The 17216-nt window shown below is 31.0% G+C and carries 14 protein-coding genes and 1 pseudogene; all 15 read left to right on the top strand.

Going from position 1 to position 17216, the window contains the following annotated elements; genetic code table 11:
* Nucleotides 1-9: 9 nt before the first annotated feature.
* Nucleotides 10-1092 (top strand): bifunctional 3-deoxy-7-phosphoheptulonate synthase/chorismate mutase type II, encoded by a 1083-nt coding sequence (locus JOOMADRAFT_RS07455; RefSeq protein WP_008612341.1) that lies wholly within the window; start codon nucleotides 10-12, stop codon nucleotides 1090-1092.
* Between the two features lie 86 nt (nucleotides 1093-1178).
* A complete protein-coding gene (rsgA, locus tag JOOMADRAFT_RS07460) occupies nucleotides 1179-2126 on the top strand; it encodes a ribosome small subunit-dependent GTPase A (protein ID WP_008612343.1) in 948 nt (315 codons plus the stop codon).
* A 151-nt stretch (nucleotides 2127-2277) separates the two neighbouring features.
* Nucleotides 2278-2730: a D-aminoacyl-tRNA deacylase gene (dtd, locus tag JOOMADRAFT_RS07465; RefSeq protein WP_008612347.1), complete on the top strand. Its 453-nt coding sequence runs from the start codon at nucleotides 2278-2280 to the stop codon at nucleotides 2728-2730.
* Between the two features lie 68 nt (nucleotides 2731-2798).
* On the top strand, nucleotides 2799-4718 hold the full coding sequence (locus tag JOOMADRAFT_RS07470) for a DUF3857 domain-containing protein (protein ID WP_008612349.1): 1920 nt from the start codon (nucleotides 2799-2801) through the stop codon (nucleotides 4716-4718).
* A gap of 2 nt (nucleotides 4719-4720) precedes the next feature.
* On the top strand, nucleotides 4721-6742 hold the full coding sequence (locus JOOMADRAFT_RS07475) for a DUF3857 domain-containing protein (protein WP_008612351.1): 2022 nt from the start codon (nucleotides 4721-4723) through the stop codon (nucleotides 6740-6742).
* 2 nt (nucleotides 6743-6744) lie between these two features.
* Nucleotides 6745-7071, top strand: a complete 327-nt coding sequence (locus JOOMADRAFT_RS07480; protein ID WP_008612352.1) for a nucleotide pyrophosphohydrolase — start codon at nucleotides 6745-6747, stop codon at nucleotides 7069-7071.
* Between the two features lie 39 nt (nucleotides 7072-7110).
* A complete protein-coding gene (gene aroA, locus JOOMADRAFT_RS07485) occupies nucleotides 7111-8337 on the top strand; it encodes a 3-phosphoshikimate 1-carboxyvinyltransferase (RefSeq protein ID WP_008612353.1) in 1227 nt (408 codons plus the stop codon).
* Between the two features lie 523 nt (nucleotides 8338-8860).
* Complete coding sequence (gene queA, locus JOOMADRAFT_RS07490) at nucleotides 8861-9910, top strand: tRNA preQ1(34) S-adenosylmethionine ribosyltransferase-isomerase QueA (RefSeq protein WP_008612354.1); 1050 nt, start codon at nucleotides 8861-8863, stop codon at nucleotides 9908-9910.
* A 303-nt stretch (nucleotides 9911-10213) separates the two neighbouring features.
* Nucleotides 10214-11254 carry a 23S rRNA (adenine(2503)-C(2))-methyltransferase RlmN gene (rlmN, locus tag JOOMADRAFT_RS07495; protein WP_008612355.1) on the top strand — a complete coding sequence of 347 codons (1041 nt, stop codon included), beginning with the start codon at nucleotides 10214-10216 and terminating at the stop codon, nucleotides 11252-11254.
* Between the two features lie 50 nt (nucleotides 11255-11304).
* Nucleotides 11305-11712 (top strand): hypothetical protein, encoded by a 408-nt coding sequence (locus JOOMADRAFT_RS07500; protein ID WP_008612356.1) that lies wholly within the window; start codon nucleotides 11305-11307, stop codon nucleotides 11710-11712.
* A 39-nt stretch (nucleotides 11713-11751) separates the two neighbouring features.
* Nucleotides 11752-12729, top strand: coding sequence for a polyprenyl synthetase family protein (locus tag JOOMADRAFT_RS07505; RefSeq protein WP_040879612.1), 978 nt, complete (start codon nucleotides 11752-11754; stop codon nucleotides 12727-12729).
* A 173-nt stretch (nucleotides 12730-12902) separates the two neighbouring features.
* Entirely contained in the window at nucleotides 12903-13883 is a 981-nt protein-coding gene (locus JOOMADRAFT_RS07510) for a hypothetical protein (RefSeq protein WP_008612358.1), read from the top strand.
* Between the two features lie 252 nt (nucleotides 13884-14135).
* Complete coding sequence (locus JOOMADRAFT_RS07515) at nucleotides 14136-14369, top strand: hypothetical protein (RefSeq protein WP_008612359.1); 234 nt, start codon at nucleotides 14136-14138, stop codon at nucleotides 14367-14369.
* Nucleotides 14370-14992: 623 nt separating this feature from the next.
* Complete coding sequence (locus tag JOOMADRAFT_RS07525) at nucleotides 14993-15529, top strand: hypothetical protein (protein WP_008612362.1); 537 nt, start codon at nucleotides 14993-14995, stop codon at nucleotides 15527-15529.
* Nucleotides 15530-16063: 534 nt separating this feature from the next.
* A pseudogene (locus JOOMADRAFT_RS07530) lies at nucleotides 16064-16390 on the top strand (GNAT family N-acetyltransferase); the annotation flags it as partial.
* Between the last annotated feature and the right edge of the window lie 826 nt (nucleotides 16391-17216).

Consider the following 17216-nt stretch of genomic DNA (forward strand, 5'->3'; position numbering starts at 1 on the left):
AAAATTAAAATGGAAAATTCAGCAGGATTAAGAACATGGTTAGACAAGATGAACTTAGATCATCCGCTAGTAATAGCAGGTCCATGTAGCGCAGAAACAGAAGAACAAGTATTAAAAATTGCTCACGAGCTTAAAGACAGCGATGTAAACTACTACCGTGCTGGAATTTGGAAGCCTAGAACTCGCCCAGGGAATTTTGAAGGTGTTGGTGCTATTGGTTTAGAGTGGTTAAAGAAAGTTAAAGAAGAAACGGGTTTAAAAACAGCTACCGAGGTTGCTAATAGAGCACACGTAGAATTAGCATTGGAGAACGATGTAGATTTATTATGGATTGGAGCACGCTCTACCGTAAGTCCGTTTATTATTCAAGAAATTGCAGACGCACTTGAAGGAACCGATAAGATTGTATTGGTAAAAAACCCAGTTAATCCAGACCTTTCTTTATGGTTAGGAGGGGTGGAACGTTTGTACAGCAAAAACATTAAAAACTTAGGAGTTATTCACAGAGGGTTTTCAACTTATGAGAAATCTAAATACCGTAATAATCCAGAGTGGCAATTGGCTATTGAACTTCAGAATAAATTTCCAGATTTACCTTTAATTTTAGATCCATCTCATATTACAGGAAATAGAGAAATGATTTTTGATGTTTCTCAAACTGCTTTAGATTTAAATTATGATGGATTAATGATTGAAACTCATAATAATCCTGATAAAGCATGGAGTGATGCTGCACAACAAGTTACTCCAGAGTCTTTAAAACAGATTATGCGTGATTTAAAAATTAGAAAAGAGACAGACGAAGAAGCAGATTATAATAATAAATTAACTAATTGTCGTGCTCAGATTGATGTTATCGATAATTCATTAGTAGAAATGCTAGGAAAAAGAATGAAGGTTTCTGATGAAATTGGAAAACTTAAAAAATCGCGTAACGTAGCCGTTCTTCAGTCTAAAAGATGGAATGAAATTCTTGGAAAAATGATAATGGATGGAGAAGAAAAAGGATTAAGTGAAGAATTTATTTTACGTATTTTTAAAGCAATTCACCAAGAATCTATTAACCACCAAGAAAAGGTAGTAAAAGGATAATTAAATTGTATAAATGGAAGTCAAAAGTACAGACGAAGAAGATCGCTAACTTCTAAATTTGTACTTTTGACTTCTTACTTTTTAATATGACGGGAATTGTTTATAAATCAACAGGAAGTTGGTATAGTGTTAAAACGGAAAATGGCAAGTTTTACAATTGTAGAATAAAGGGGAAGTTTAGAATTCAAGGTATAAAGAGTACTAATCCCATTGCTGTTGGAGATATTGTTACGCTAGACCTAGAAACTATTGGCGATGAAACTTTAGGGGTAATTAAAGATATCCACGAACGAAAAAATTATATCATTCGTAAATCGGTTAATCTTTCCAAAAGAACCCATATTATTGGCGCTAATATTGATAATGCTTTTCTGCTAATTACACTTAACAATCCCACTACATTTACCGATTTTATAGATCGTTTTTTGGTTACTTCAGAAGCATACCATGTAACTCCTATATTACTTTTTAATAAAATAGACACCTATACCGAAGCGGAATTAATAGACGTTCGTTACTTAATAAGTGTATATGAGCAAATAGGGTACAAGTGTATTGAAGTTTCTGCCAAAACTGGATTAAATATAGAAGAAGTTAAGTCTTTAATGACTGGTAAAACAAGTATTTTTTCTGGGCACTCAGGGGTAGGGAAATCTACATTAATAAATACAATAGAACCAGCGTTGGACTTAAAAACTTCTGAAATTTCAGAGCAACATAAGCAAGGGCAGCATACTACAACCTTTGCCGAAATGTTTGATCTTAGTTTTGATGCACGTATTATTGATACGCCAGGAATAAAAGGTTTTGGAATTGTGAATATGGAAAAATATGAAGTAGGAAATTATTTTCCAGAATTTTTTAAGCTGAAAAGTGAATGTAAGTTTAATAACTGTTTGCATATAGACGAGCCAAAGTGCGCTATTAAAGATGCTTTAGAAGAAGATAAAATAGCTTGGAGTCGTTATAAAAGTTATTTACAAATAATAGAAGGAGAAGAAGAAAATTATAGAACCGATATTTACGGCGATTGATTTTGGAAGCTGAAAAATGCTAAATAATTAGTTTTTGTTGTATGGTAAAGCCAAATAAGTTTCAAATCAATACTAACAACCAATCATCTATTAACTATTAACCAATAACCAATAACTAACAACCTATCAACTATCAACTATTAACCAAATCATGCGTATAGTTATACAAAGAGTTACAGAAGCTAGTGTTACCATAGAAGGCAAAGTAAAATCTGAAATTAAAAAAGGGTTGCTTGTTCTTTTAGGAATAGAGGATGCCGATACACAAGAAGATATAGCATGGCTTTGTCGGAAAATAGTAGGACTCCGTATTTTTAACGATGCAGAAGGCGTAATGAATTTGTCAATAAAAGATGTTGATGGAGATGCAATAGTTGTGAGTCAGTTTACCTTGCATGCTTCTACAAAAAAAGGAAACAGACCTTCCTATTTAAAAGCAGCAAAACCAGAGGTGTCAATTCCTTTGTACGAAGCCTTTGTTAATCAGCTTGAAAATGAATTAGGAAAAAAAGTTGGAACAGGAGAATTTGGTGCAGATATGAAAGTTTCTTTACTAAATGATGGCCCTGTAACGATTATAATTGATTCTAAAAATAGGATTTAATCAATGAAAATGTTGCTTATTTAAAGAAGTTTTATATTTTTATTCCCCAACTAATCCTAAACACCCAAATGAGGTTAAAAAACCTATTAGGCTTTATATGTCTATTTGTATCGCTAAGTGCTTCTTATTCACAAGAATCTATTGAATTACAATCTGTATTACTTCAAAATGAATCTCTAAAAAATGCTGATGCTGTAGTACGGTATGATAGCATCTCTGTAAACATGTCATCTTTTGATGAGATGAAAATATATAAGGAATATACCATAACAGTACTCAATAAGGCAGGGAATAGCCATATTGATACGTATGAATATTATAATGAGGGTAGAAGAATTAATTCATTAGAAATAAGTATTTATAATCAACTAGGGCAAGAGATAAAGAAATATAAAAAAAGAGATTTTATAGACAAAAGTGCGGTTCCGAATGGAACACTTTATTCTGACCATAGAATGCTTTATGTTGATTATACGCCTACAACATATCCATATACTTTAAAATTTGTATCTGAAATAGAAACTTCCAATACAGCTTATATTCCTTCTTGGTATTTTATCTCTGGGTATAATTTAAGCGTAGAAAAAAGTGTATACCATATTGCTTATCAAAAAGATACAGAATTGAGGTTTAAAGAAGATAATTTTGATGGGTATGATATTAAAAAGATATCAGATGATAATATAATTACATATAAAGCCAATTCCTTGCCTGCCATTGAAAGGGAAGAATTAGCGCCAAGTTTATTAAATAGAATTCCTAAAATTCAAGTTGCATCGAATCATTTTAGTGTAAATGGAATAGAGGGAAATGCTTCAAACTGGAATGAGTTGGGGCAATGGATGTACGACAAGATTTTGGCGGATAGAACTAACCTATCAGGAGCTTCTGTTCAGAATGTAAAACAATTAGTTGCAGGAATTGAAGATCCTCTCATAAAGGCTCAAAAGGTATATGAATATGTGCAAGAGCAAACACGTTATATAAGTGTTCAAGTAGGAATAGGGGGAATTCAGCCAATAGCGGCAGAAGAGGTTGATATGGTAAAGTATGGCGACTGTAAAGGGCTTTCAAATTATACAAAAGCGTTATTGGAAAAAGTAGGTGTAGAGGCTTATTATACCCATGTGGAAGCTGGAAGTAATTTAGTAGATTTTGATAAAGAATTTGCTTCTTTAGCACAAGGGAATCATGCAATTTTAGCTATTCCTTCTGATAATGGATACTTATGGATAGATTGTACCTCAAGAATTCATCCATTTAACTTTGTGGGAGATTTTACAGATAATAGGAATGTGTTAATAATGAAGCCAGAAGGAGGGGAAATAGTAAAAACAGTGTCTTATTTAAATGAACATAACTCTAAGGAAACTATTGGTGCGTTTGAATTAATGGGAGATGGCGGGATTAAAGGACAAGTAGAGATAGTGTCCAAAGGGATTGTTTATGATAATCATTTTATATTGGAAGGAAATAATCATGAAGATTTATTAAATTATTATAAAGAGTATTGGGGTTATATAAATAATTTGAATTTAGAAAACATCAGTTTTGAAAACGATAAAGACAATGTAGTTTTTACTGAGAAAGTAGATGTTTCTGCTAAAAAATATGGATCAATATCGGGAAGTCGTATGATTTTTAATTTGAATTCTTTTGACAGAAACATGTACATCCCATCTCGATATAGAGATCGAAAATCACCATTTGAAATAGAACGAGGATTTCAACATTCCGATACATATAAAATAAAAATTCCAGAAGGGTATCAAATTGAGGCAATGCCGAGTAACGAATCATTTGAGAATGAATTTGGAAGTTATTCATTTGAATTAGAAAAAACAGAAGACAATAATCTTTTATATAAAAAGAAGTTTTTTTTGAAAAATGGTATTTATCCTAAAGAAAAGTACAATCAATATAGAGATTTTAGGAAGAATATATCAAAACTTGAAAACGCTAAAATAGTATTAATCAACAACAGTTAAACATGACCAAAACTTATTACCTACTATTACTACTACTCTTAACTTTAAACGGAATATTTGCTCAAGATTATGAATTTGGAAAGATATCCGAAGAAGAGTTGGCCTTAAAAAATCATAAACTAGATTCTTCTGCTGTAGCATCTGTTCTTTATGAAAAACAAAATTCTACTATTGAATATAAAGATGGACTCGGATTTGTATTGGTTACTTATATTCAAAAAAGGGTAAAAATATTTGATGAGAAAGGATTTGGTTATGGAGTAGCCAAAGTTTATTTGTATACAGGCGGAACAGATGAAGAAAATTTATCAAGTTTAAGAGGGTATACCTATAATTTAGAAGATGGAAAAATCAAGGAATCTAAACTATCAAGAGATGCCATTTTTAAGAATGATGAATCCAGATATTGGAAGAGTCAAACTTTTACTTTTCCAGATATAAAAGAAGGGAGTATCATAGAGTATAAGTATACTATTACATCGCCTTACGTTTCTAATATTCAAACGGTAAATATACAAAAAGAAGTTCCTGTGGATTTTATAGAAGCTACTTATGAATTTCCAGAGTATTACTATTTTAAGCCTGTAGTAAAGGGGTATTTAGATATAGGATTGAAAACTAGTTCTGGTAGTGAATCTGTAAATTATATGAATAAACAAAGATCGGGAGGTACTTCTGCTTACGATCAAGTAAGAACTAGCTATCAAAGTGGCAAAATAGATTACTTAGTTAATATAAGTTCTATAAGTCTTACAGATATTCCTAGCATGAAAGATGAGCCATTTGTAAATAATATAGATAATTATAGAGCAAGTTTAGATTATGAATTGTCTTATATTAAATATCCTAATTCTTCAATAGAAAGTTATAGTACCACATGGGAGGATGTTACAAAAAAAATATATGAGGATCCAGATTTTGGTACAGAATTAAAAAAGACAGGTTATTTTGAGGATGAAATAGATCAACTCATTAATCAAACATCTAATGTAAAAGATAAAATGGCATTAGTCTTTGAGTTTGTAAAGAATAAAATGTCATGGAATGGAGTTTACGGTTATACATGTAATGATGGGGTGAGAAATGCTTATAAAGATAATACAGGTAATGTAGCTGAGATTAATTTAATGTTTACAGCAATGCTTCAATATTCTGGGATAGAAGCATATCCAGTTTTAGTTAGTACACGTTCAAATGGAATCCCACTTTTTCCAACACGTGAAGGCTTTAACTATGTAATTACTGCAGCCGTTGTTGGAGAGGATGTAATCTTGTTGGACGCTACAAGTAAATACTCAAAACCTAATTTATTGCCAACTAGAGCTTTAAATTGGAATGGAAGGTTGATAAAAAAAGGGGGAGAATCTTTGAAAGTAGATTTGGCTCCTCATACAATTTCTAATGAAATGGTTTTTATGAATGTGGAATTAAATGATGATGGTTCGGTAAAAGGTAAAGTAAGAGGACAATATTTAGATTATAATGCCTATAATTATAGAGTGAAAAATGATCAAAAGAGCAAGGATGATTTAATAAAAAGTATTGAAGATAGGTATTTGGGGGTTGAGATAGATGAATACGAAGTTAAAAACCAATATGATGTTAATAAACCACTTATTGAACAATATAGTTTTTATAAAGAAAATGCCTATGATCAAATTGCAGATAAGATATATGTTTCGCCATTGTTTTTCTTTACACAATTAGAAAACCCATTTAAATTAGAAAAAAGAGAGTTTCCAATTGATTTTTCTTATCCTCATAAAGAAAAATATGCTATTAATATTGCTATACCAGAAGGTTATAAGGTTGAATCGTTGCCAGAGTCAACAAAGTTAGTTTTACCAGACGGAATAGGTAGTTTTTCTTATATGGCTGGAACAAGTACAGGCAATTTGCAACTTAGTGTTGAATTAGAAATTTCATCAGCAATTGTTCCATCGCTTTATTATGATTCAATAAAGCAGTATTTTAGCAAAATAATTGAAAAAGAATCAGAAAAAGTAGTATTAAGTCAAAGTTAATAATGGACATAAAAAACGCACAACTCGAAGTTGATAAATGGATAAAAGAGCATGGAGTTCGCTATTTTAATGAACTTACCAATATGGCGCAACTTACAGAGGAAGTAGGAGAAGTAGCCCGTATTATTGCACGTAGATATGGAGAACAAAGCGAGAAAGAAAGCGATAAAAATAAAGATTTAGGTGAAGAACTTGCCGATGTTGTTTTTGTAGTTTTGTGCTTAGCAAACCAAACTGGAATCGACTTACAAGCTTCTTTTGATAAAAAAATGGGCATTAAAACAGAGCGTGACCACGATAGACACCATAATAACCAAAAATTGAAATAATTTATTTCATCAATAAAAACCATCAGAAATTTTATAATAGTGAACTTACTTTTATCTTCCAATCAGCATAACATACATCAACATATAACCATAACAGGTTCTAAAAGTGAAAGTAATAGAGCATTGCTTTTACAGGCTTTATATCCAACTATTAGTATTGAGAATTTATCAAATTCTGATGATTCTCAAGTAATGCAAAAAGGACTTCAGGTGCATAACGGAACGGTAGATATTCATCATGCGGGTACTGCTATGCGTTTTTTAACTGCTTTTTTTGCAACCCAAGAAGGAAGAGATGTAGTTTTAACAGGGTCTCAACGAATGACCGAACGCCCTATAAAGATTTTGGTAGACGCACTTGGTCAATTAGGAGCCGATATTACTTATGAAAAAAATGAGGGGTATCCGCCATTAAAAATTAAAGGAAAAAAAATTACAAAGCATCAGGTTTCATTGGCTGCCAATGTAAGTAGTCAGTATATTTCTGCTTTGTTATTAGTAGCACCAACTTTAGAAAACGGATTGGAGCTTACTTTAGAGGGTAAAATTACTTCTGTTCCATACATTAAAATGACCTTGGCTTTGCTTGAAGAAATTGGGGTTTCAACCAGTTTTAATGGCAATGTTATCTCTGTTAATCCACTTGCTAAAATATCAGAAAAAACATTGGTGGTAGAATCCGATTGGAGTTCGGCTTCTTACTTTTATAGTATTGCTTCATTGGTAGAAGTAGGTTCGGAAATTTCTATTGCGAGTTATAAGGCTACAAGTTTGCAAGGTGATAGTGTCTTACAAGAAATTTATAAGCAATTTGGTGTAGAAACTTCTTTTAATAAAAATGTTGTTAAACTTAAAAAAGTAAAAGAAATTCCGCAGGAAACAGTTATAAATATAGATTTGGCAAATGCTCCAGATATTGCACAGACAATAGCGGTAAGTTGTTTTGGATTAGGATTAAAATGTGAGCTTTCTGGACTTCATACCTTAAAAATTAAAGAAACAGATAGATTGGAAGCCTTAAAAACAGAATTAACCAAACTAGGAGCAAACATTTCTGTAACCAATAAAGAACTGTTTTTGGAACCATCAGAAATTATAAAAGAAAAAATAGCCATAGATACTTATAATGATCATAGAATGGCAATGGCATTTGCGCCATTAGCATTAAGAGTTCCAATTGTAATTAACGATGCCGAAGTGGTTTCTAAATCATATCCAGATTTTTGGAAAGACATGGAATCTCTTAAAATTAAGGTTCAAGGTTAAAAATCTATAAAAAACTATTAGTGTCCGAGTAAAAATGTAATTCCGCTTCACTATAAGAACAAAGAACAGATATTAACTATCGTAAAATAAGTAGTCTAAAAGAAATAATATTGCTAAATCCTCTTTATATTCATTTTTATTAATACAAGAGAGCTATTTTGAAAACCTCATTTTAACCGTGATATAAGTGGAGTCCAATAAATTTTGTTAACTTTTATCGGATAATAATAATAAAAAAGAGTCTTTTTTTAGTTTTTGATGAGCTAATTCCTTGAAAACAAGAAATAATTGTCGATTTACTTGACAACCCCTATCTCCATATTGTATATTTGCAGCTCGCAAAAATGCGATGGTTGGAATTTAGTATTTAAAAAATAAGAATTCCTTATAATTCATAACAGATTTGAATCTAAAAGAATACGTTTAAATTAATTGCCGATTTTTCTATAATCAATGTAGGTGTAGGATATCGGTTTTTTATTTGTGCTCTTTAGACTTCTGAAAAAAAGATAAATATTTACAGATGAAATTATCACATTTTAATTTTGAACTTCCTAAAGAATTATTAGCAGAATATCCTTCGGAGCACAGAGATGAATCTCGTTTAATGGTGCTTCATAGAAAAGAGCAAAAAATTGAACACAAAATGTTTAAGGATTTGATCGATTATTTTGATGAAGGAGATGTAATGGTACTTAATAATACCAAAGTTTTCCCTGCTAGATTATTTGGGAACAAAGAAAAAACAGGAGCTCGTATTGAAGTTTTTCTCTTAAGAGAATTGAATGAAGAGCAACGTCTTTGGGATGTTTTAGTGGATCCTGCTAGAAAAATTAGAATTGGGAACAAACTTTATTTTGGAGATGATGAGAGTTTAGTTGCTGAGGTTATAGATAATACAACATCTAGAGGAAGAACGCTTCGTTTTTTATATGATGGATCTTATGAAGAGTTCAGAAAAAAATTAAACGATTTAGGAGAAACTCCACTTCCAAAGTACATCAAAAGAGAAGTTGAAGAAACAGACGAGGAGCGTTACCAAACTATTTATGCAAAAACAGAAGGGGCTGTTGCAGCGCCAACTGCGGGACTTCACTTTTCTAAACATTTATTAAAGCGTTTAGAAATTAAAGGAATTGATTTTGCTGAACTTACTTTGCATGTTGGTTTAGGAACTTTTAACCCAGTGGAGGTTGAGGATCTTTCTAAGCATAAAATGGATAGCGAAGAACTATTTATTAATGATAAAGCAGTAGAAATTGTAAATAGTGCTAAAAAGAACAAACGTAAAGTGTGTGCTATTGGTACCACTGCAATGCGTGGATTGGAAAGTTCGGTTTCTTCAGACCTTAAATTAAATCCATATGAAGGATGGACTAATAAATTTATCTTCCCTCCATACGATTTTAGTATTGCAAACTGTATGGTAACAAACTTCCATACACCAAAGTCTACTTTATTAATGATGATTTCTGCTTTTGCAGGTCATGATTTTGTAATGAAAGCATATAAAGAAGCCATCAAAGAAGGATATAAATTCTATTCTTACGGAGATGCTATGCTTATTTTATAATTAAAGATTAGTATCTAAAAAAGTCCTGTTTTTTATTGAGCAGGACTTTTTTGCGTTTTTAATTTCTCATTGAGGGTTTTATTTCCCAGAGCCTGTTCTGAGTATATCGAAGTGTTCTATGTCGAAATGGATTATATTATTTTTCCTTTTGAATACCTCATAGGCTTGCCTCGAGGTAGTTGATTGGGACACTTTATTAACGCTATTCAGCTTCTTTTCTAGAAGTAGCTACTTTGATTGTTATAAAACCTTCTATGAGGGTTTATTAGTGATAAATTATAATCAAAACGTATCTTTGCACCTATGCAAGCAGCAAAAAAAGACATACGCGCACTAACAAAAGAGCAACTTAGAGATTTTTTCGTTTCTCAAGGAGATAAAGCTTTTCGTGGTAATCAGGTTTATGAGTGGTTATGGGGAAAAGCAGCATACTCTTTTGAGGCCATGACAAATATTTCTATGGAAACTAGAAAGATGTTAGAAGATAATTTTGTTATTAACCATATCAAAGTGGATCAAATGCAGCGCAGTAATGATGGTACTATAAAAAATGCAGTGCGTCTTCATGATGATTTAATTGTAGAATCGGTTTTAATTCCTACAGCTTCTAGAACTACAGCTTGCGTTTCTAGTCAGGTTGGATGTAGTTTAGACTGTAAATTTTGTGCTACTGCTAAGTTAAAACGGATGCGAAATCTAAATCCTGATGAAATTTATGATCAAGTAGTAGCAATTGATAATGAAAGTAGGTTGTATTTTGATAAACCACTTTCTAATATTGTTTTTATGGGAATGGGAGAACCGCTCATGAATTACAATAATGTATTAGCTGCTATTGAAAAAATAACTTCCCCAGAGGGTTTAGGAATGTCTCCACGGAGAATTACAGTATCTACTTCTGGAGTGCCAAAAATGATTAAAAAAATGGCAGATACCGAAGTGAAGTTTAAATTGGCAGTGTCATTACATTCTGCAATAGATGAGGTTAGAACTTCAATAATGCCGTTTAATGCAACTTTTCCGTTAGCCGATTTAAGAGAGGCATTACAATATTGGTACGATAAAACTAAAAGTAGAATTACCTATGAATATGTAGTTTGGAGAGGAATAAACGACACCCGTAAGGATGCAGATGCCTTAGTTAAATTTTGCAAGTTTGCGCCTTCTAAAGTAAATATTATAGAGTACAATCCAATTGGAGATGAAGTTTTTAATCAGGCCGATACTAGTGCAATAGAAATGTATCAGCAAATATTAGAACGGAACGGAATTACAGTCACCGTTAGACGCTCTCGAGGCAAGGATATTGATGCGGCATGCGGGCAACTAGCCAATAAATCGTAATTGATATAGTCTTTAAAAATTCTTAAATTGTAGGAACTAACTCTATAGTCATGCAATTACAAATAGGAGAATTAAAAATTATTGACAATGCACTTCATATAAATGACGGACAAAAACGCCAATATATATTTCTGAAAATAGTATTGTCTTTGGGATTAATAAACGGAACTCTTAATTTATACCATTATTTTAAAGGAGAAACACATTATAGTTTTTTACTTATTGTAATTGGGCTTATTTGTGCTTTTGCATTGATTTGGATTTTTCAATTCTCCAATAAAGAGATTATAGCTTTTGAAGAAATAAAAAAGGTAAAGCTTAAGAAGCTATTAAAACGAAAATCTTTTATTATTTATTTAAAATCTGGACGAAAAAGAGAAATTCTCCTTCCAAAATATAAAACAGACTCCCAAGAATTAATTTCTATATTTAGAGATAGAGGTTTTCTTCAAAAATAAAGAGGAGGTTTTTATAACTTCATTATCTTTATGCTCTTTATGAAGGTAGTAGAACAAATTAAAGAACCTATACGTGCCGAGATGGAACTTTTTGAAAAAAAGTTCCATGAATCGATGTCTTCCAAAGTAGCTTTACTTAATCGGATTACTTATTATATAGTAAATCGAAAAGGAAAGCAAATGCGACCAATGTTTGTTTTTTTGGTTGCCAAAATGGTTTCTGGAGGAAAAGTAAACGAGCGCACTTACCGTGGAGCAAGTGTTATTGAACTTATTCATACCGCTACTTTAGTGCATGATGATGTGGTGGACGATAGCAATCGGAGACGAGGTTTCTTTTCTATCAATGCCCTTTGGAAAAATAAAATTGCCGTTTTGGTGGGAGATTACCTGCTTTCAAAAGGTTTATTACTTTCTATAGATAATGAAGATTTTGATTTGCTTAAAATCATTTCAGTAGCAGTTCGAGAAATGAGCGAAGGGGAGTTACTTCAAATAGAAAAAGCCCGACGTTTAGATATTACAGAAGAGGTTTACTACGAGATTATCCGACAAAAAACAGCCACATTAATAGCAGCCTGTTGTAGTTTGGGGGCTTGTTCTGTAAAACCTCAATCCGAAGAAGTTGAGCAGATGCGAAAATTTGGAGAGCTTATAGGAATGGCTTTTCAGATAAAAGACGATTTGTTTGATTATACAGATGGCCCTATTGGAAAACCTACTGGTATAGATATAAAAGAGCAAAAAATGACCTTGCCTCTAATTTATAGCTTGAATAATGCTACTAAAGAGGATAAAAAATGGCTTATTAATTCTGTAAAGAAATATAATAAAGACAAAAAGCGTGTTCAAGAAGTTATTGCTTTTGTGAAAGAAAAAGGAGGTTTGCAATATGCTGAAGAGAAAATGATTTCTTTCCAAAAAGAAGCACTTTTACTACTGTCCAACTTTCCAGACTCCGTTTACAAAGATTCATTAGAGTTAATGGTGAATTATGTAATAGAAAGGAAAAAGTAGAATTACTTATTCTCTAAGTAAACTGTAGGGTGTTGAAATAGTATAAAAGAATATAATTATAATTGATAACCAATAGTATGTATTTTCTTATAACTTTTTAGCAAGGAGTTTTAAGGGAGAAAGATAAGTGCTATTGTGTTTATATATATGTTAGGTGTCATTAAAAGTAATCATTGGGAAAAGACAAAAAAAAGGGAGAAAAAATACTAGCAGGCATTAATAGAAACGTAAAAGCTATTCAATGGGATTGCCTAATTGAAGAATGTTCTGAAAAAGCTATAAATTCCCACATTCTTCAAAAAAATGGAGTTTTAAGTAATATTGAATCTAGTGGGCATATTTATGAAATAAAACCCATTGATGTTTTTAAATGGACTGGAAAGAATTTTGGCTCTATAACTGCTTTTAAAAAAATAGGATTGAATCAAGCACATTCATATCCAACTTTATGTAATCAACACGATACAGACATATTTCTTCCAATCGAAACTCATCCATTAGATTTTAATGAATATCAAATCAACTTGCTTTTTGCTTTTAGAACATTATTGTCTATGATTCGTAAAGAGCAAATCATAAAAGAAAGAGAAACTAGAACTATAAATTCTGCAATACTTAAATCTAATCCAAATACTGTAAGTGCTCTACAATATTCAAAACAAAATTTAATTGTAATTGAAGAACTATTAAAATCAAGAAATAAAGAGTTTTCTAAGTTTAAAGTTGACCTTGAAAGCGAAAACAAGAATTTTGACTTCATCTCTTTAAGTTACCCTCTCAAAGAAGCATATGCTAGTTCTATACATATCAGCCCAAATAAATTAGAATCTATTTACACTAATATTTTCCCTTATGAAGGCAAATCTAAAATATTAATATTTTATCCTATTAACACTACTGACAAGTGGACTCTTGAATATTTGGAGAGTTGGAAATCATTAAACGAAAACGAATTAGAAATGAGACTTTCAACTCATTTGATTATGCAATGTGAAAATTGGGGAATTTCTGAAAAGGTTTATGAAAATCTTTCTATTGAAAAACAAAAGGACTTGATTAAAATTTCTCAAAATAATTTATTCAATATGTACCCAAAACTTGACCTTAAATACCGAGTAGATTTCAATTTGTTTAATGAGGAAAACGCCACCTAACACTATATATAGCAAATAAGGCGATTAGTGTTTAACCGAAAGGTATGTGCTTATTTGCAAAGTCGCCAAATCTTTTGATTTGGTATTAAAAAAGAAAAAATTAAAACAAAATGCAAAAGATATGGCTTGTGACTAAATCGAAAATAATCGCTTGTTTTTCGCCCAACTTGCCATGTATTTAACGTTGTACAACAGTTTTAAAAAATTCACGTAAAAATTGAATGATAGAATTAAATTTGTAACTTTGATATTATGGATTTAAGTTTAGAAAATAAAAAAATCGAGTTAATTCAATGGTTGTCAACATTAAACGATAAGTATTTGATTGATAAACTGATGGAATTAAGAGAAAAAGAAAAAACTGATTGGTGGAACGAAATTTCAGCGGACGAAAGAGAATCTATTGAGAAAGGAATTCAAGATGCTGACAACGGAAAATTGACTTCTCACTCAACCGTGAAAGGGATTTATGAAAAGTGGTTATAAAATACTGTGGACTGACCACGCAATATCTGAACTTAAAGAAACTATTGAATACCTTGAAACCAATTGGACTGAAAAAGAATTAAGAAAGTTTACTGCAAAATTAGATCACACAATCGAACTGATTTCAAAAATGCCTGAAATTTTTCTTGAATCAATCGAAATAAAAGAATATCCAAAAAGCTGTCGTTGAAAAGAACAACAATCTATACTATAGAATCAATAAAAATACAATTGAGATTGTTTCTTTATTTTCAAATAAAAAGAATCCAAATAAGAAAAAATTATAAAACAGTTGCACAAGCCATTAATTTTATAAAAACAAGATAGATTTAAGCCCTTTTAAGGGCTTTTATTTTACAATCTAATTAAGTTGTATGTTAAAATTAGGGAGCTTTAAACAGCATAGAATATGTTTTTGAAGGGCTTTTAAAAAAGAATACGAGACTTTATCTGACTTATTTCTCCACTATTAAATAGGTATGTTTGGTAAATTAGTATATTAGATTTGTATAACAAGAGCCGTATGATGGGAGACTATCACATACGGTTCTGTGAGAGGCTCGGGTGAAACTCCCCTTGTCTACTCGACTACAAACCGTTGGCAACAATGAAAAACTACTTTAATGAAAATTTTAGATTTCTTAATTAAATATTGGTCTCAAACAACAGTTTTGATTTTTGCTTTTGGTTATGTTTTAAGAACTATTTTTGAATTTTATATAAGAAAAGCCGAAATAAAATTTACTTTCATCCACAAAGAAAGAGCTGAAATAATTAAGGGAATTCATTTAGACATTATTAAACTTTCACGAGAATTAGAATTTTTAGCACTTGGACATACTCTTGCTGAACAAAATATGGGACCAACAATCGAGGAAGGAAGAAACGTGTTTGGAAAAGTCCTTGAGTTGAACAAAAAAATTAAAATAAAAATAGAAGAAAATGAAATATATTTTTCAGAAAAATTTATTTCTCTATTTAATGAATTATTTACAAAAATTAGTGACAACATTATTCTGACAAGTCTAAATAAAAACTTAACAAAAGATTCTAATCAAAAATTTGAATTTAATAACTCTGAATTATTCTTTAAATATTACAAAAAGGAATTTCCAAAATTGAAAAAGAAATTAGTAAAAGAATATCGGAGATATATATAAATGGAAAACACAGTTGTCAACAAAGCATATAATTTATTGCTAAAGCTCTAGTTTACTTCTTAAAATCCTCGCGGACTTTTTATTCAGTTTCTATTTACTAAATTAGACGCTTAAACACACAATAAAACATATAAACACGTTAGCGGTCAGCCAAAAAAAAACGTTACGAGCCTAAAATAATTATTAACAAATAAAACAACAGTAAAATGAAGAATTTTCATCCTTTTTTTACCATCGGAACCTTAGGAATGATTGTAATTGCTTGCTTACATATGTTTTTAGCAGTAGGCTTATCATTAACCTCAATGCACACAACATTTTTTGTATTGTATCCCATATTCTTGACATTCCTAATACTCGGAGTTGTGCTAACAGTTAAAGATAAAAAGACTCTTGTTTAAGGAAAAGACATCAGATTTAGCAATTCGAGAATATGTCTAACCAGATGAAAATGAAATCATTCATCTATTACGTTTGAATACGCTTAAGTTTTTTGCTGTTGATGAAGAAGAAGATTAAAAAAGATATTTAGAGACCGAAAGAGAACTCTATTATGTATTACTCTGTGACAATAAAATTGTGGGTTGTGGTGGAATCAATTTTGCAGACGGAAAAACTATATGTAAAATTAGTTGGGATATATTTCATCCCGACTATCAAGGGAAATTTTTAGGGACAAAATTATTAAAATATAGAATAGATAAATTAAAATCTATTAAAACCATCCGAAAAATAACTGTTAGGATTTCACAAGTTGCTTATAAATATTACGAGAAACAAGGTTTTGAACTGTTTGAAATTCAAAAGGACTTTTGGGCAGACGGATTTGATATGTGCAATATGATATATAAACAACTATGAAACAATGCTAGCTAAAGAAGCCTGAATCGCTAACAAGTATATAAAAAATAGGCGAAACAGTAGTGAAATCAAGAGTTTTTGACTTTTACTTCTAAAACAAACTTAATTGAGTGGTACAAGAAAAAATATGGAGCTACACAGGCTCTTGGTCAAAGAATGTATATAGAAGATTCAATTGGAATAAAACAAGTTTGCCGAATACATTGGAATTAGACCATCGAATTTAACTAAACTCATAAAAGAGGAACGTTCTTTAAATCACGAATTAGCCCTTGTCTTTGGTGCTATCTTTGAGAATGATCCAATGCTTTGGTTAGATATTCAAGATAAAAATAAACTTTATGAATTGTCTAAGCTTAAGAGCTTAAGAGCAATATTCGCTAGACGATTTAATAGAGCAATAAAATTGTGCGCTACCATGTAAATTAATTATTAGGTGCTTTAAATACACAATAAACCATAAACATAATTATTACCACACATGCAAAAAAAACAAAACTATGAATTAAGTTAAGGTATTAAAAGAATACGAAATAAAGAAGAAGCCCCTGTTATTTTTAAAAATTGACGATAAGTATTTACCTGCCTTATAATATTCAATCTTTATTCTTATTTCTTGTAGTGAAGCGGTCTTTTATTTTTCCTAAGTTTTTTCTTAAATTCCTGACAAATTTTTTGATATAAATCTCATCTATCATCCTTAGGGATAATTACAATGACCTCAGCATGAATAAAACATCTTCAATATTACTTTGAGAGAATAATTACTTACTTTTGATTCCCACTTTTTTCAGTGGGAATTGTTATTTTTATAAAAAGGCATTTA

Origin of the sequence: Galbibacter orientalis DSM 19592, assembly GCF_000260115.1 — a bacterium.
GTDB lineage: Bacteria > Bacteroidota > Bacteroidia > Flavobacteriales > Flavobacteriaceae > Galbibacter > Galbibacter orientalis.